Origin of the sequence: Botrimarina sp., assembly GCF_040219535.1 — a bacterium.
Taxonomy (GTDB): Bacteria; Planctomycetota; Planctomycetia; order Pirellulales; family Lacipirellulaceae; genus Botrimarina.
The window spans coordinates 1-1,760 of the sequence record NZ_JAVJSH010000015.1 but is presented as its reverse complement, the minus strand read 5'-3'; the positions used below and the strand labels follow the sequence as shown (position 1 = coordinate 1,760).

At 58.5% G+C, this 1,760-nt stretch carries 1 protein-coding gene; it reads left to right on the top strand.

Features of this window, described 5'->3' with window-relative positions:
- Positions 1-16: 16 nt before the first annotated feature.
- On the top strand, positions 17-1,417 hold the full coding sequence (locus RIC11_RS07985; protein WP_502879382.1) for a DUF7453 family protein: 1,401 nt from the start codon (positions 17-19) through the stop codon (positions 1,415-1,417).
- The last annotated feature ends 343 nt before the right edge of the window (positions 1,418-1,760 follow it).

The window sequence follows — 1,760 nt, the reverse complement described above, 5'->3', positions numbered from 1 at the left end:
GGACGGACTCCCCTGCTTGGAAGCACGCCGCAGCGCGACGGCGTCGGTCTTCCAGCCCCGCCGCACTGCCTTTGGGTCTCATGCACCTTGCTACGGTGCTAGCGACGCCGAGGGTTCGTTCGTCGCGCGAGGGTCAATAGTAAAAATTCTCGAGCAAGGACAAGACATTCCGGGGATGGAGGCTGCGTACTATGGAAGCTTTGCAAGCGACTACGCTCTAAACGCTGACGGAATGCTTGCTGTAACAACCTCAATCAAGGGGCTTAGTGGACTGCGTGACGACTCCGTAGGAGTCTGGCTGGGCGACGAAGGTTCTCTGCGACTTATCGCCAAGGTCGGAGACTCTGCACCCGGCAGCCTTGGCGGCTTTTACAGGACGCTTCCCCAAGTCCCATCGATTAACCCGCTCGGTGAGGTATCTTTCAAGGGATCGTACGGCTACAAAGACGGGGGGCCCTATCGAAATGGGTTATGGATAGAACGAGACGACGCTCTGACACTCGTAGTAAGCGATCGTGATCCTGTTCCCGGTATTGAAGGCGCCGGCTTTTTCAATGCTGCGGACGAGTTCGAAGTCAACGCGCGTGGCGACGCTGTATTCAACGGTTCCTTTAGCGGAGAGGCCTCTGGGTTTGGAGATGGGATCTGGCTTGCTTTGAACGGCCGGGAAGAGATTGTCCCGGTTGCAGTTGAGGGGCAGTTGGCTCCCGATGCTGATGGCGCCGTGTTCTCAGCAGTGGGATCATCTTTGCCATTCGGCGTGCCGATGATTAGTGATCAGGGCGATGTGCTCTTCCTTGGTAGTGTGCTTGGCGGTGAAGAGGACGACGCTGGAGCATTTCTCGGTTTGTGGCGATACAGAGAGGGCAGCTTATCACTCCTCGCAAGAACGGATTCTCCAGCCCCTGGTATTCCGGGTGCCACGTTTAAGACTATGGGCACACCAGTTCTTAACAGGGCGGGGCAGGCTGCCTTCATCGCTCGCATAAATCGTGACGACGCCACGACCTCGGGGGTTGGGGATGGCCAAGGACTGTGGCTTGCAGGAAGTAACAACGAACTTAGAAAGCTGCTCGTTGCCGGCGATATCGTAGATGTGGAGTCCAACCCATCGCTCCAGGACTTGCGAGTGATCGAAAGCATCGATGTCGCCGGAAACGGTGGAGCATCTAGTGGACGGCCTTCACCATTCAACGCACGCGGTGAGTTGGGCGTAAGGCTGACATTTACCGATGGTTCGAGTGGAGTGTTCATTGTCAATACGATTGTCCCTGAACCCAGCACTCTCGTAATTGGCGTTGTTGCAATCCTTGCTGCTTCGATATCGTCTCAACCTCGGGTCTTTCGGCCGGGACGCACTGCTGGCTTTGTCCAGCAGTGCGAAGTGGGTACCAGTCCACCACCCAATTCCGCGTGACTCAACCCGAGAAGTTTCCTCGCCCCGCCTATAGCTCGCCGCCAAAACGAAGCGCAGAGGGGGAAGACCTCCGTGGCCAAAACGCGCGTGGCGGCGCACCGCTCGGGCGACAATGCCGGGTTCGCTGCGTCGTGACGACGGCCGCAGGCGCGTCGCGCGGAGCGGCGCCGTTTCGTTACACCTCGGGGGGCTGTAACGTCTCGCTAAGAAGCTCTGACAAAACCGCATTGTAAGGGTCAAGCGAGGGCGTGCTTGTCGCGTGCGACGCCGAAGCAGATGACGGCGATCGCGAGGGTGTTCCAGGCGTCTTGGATCGTGGCCGAGCGGTCGTAGCGGACACGCA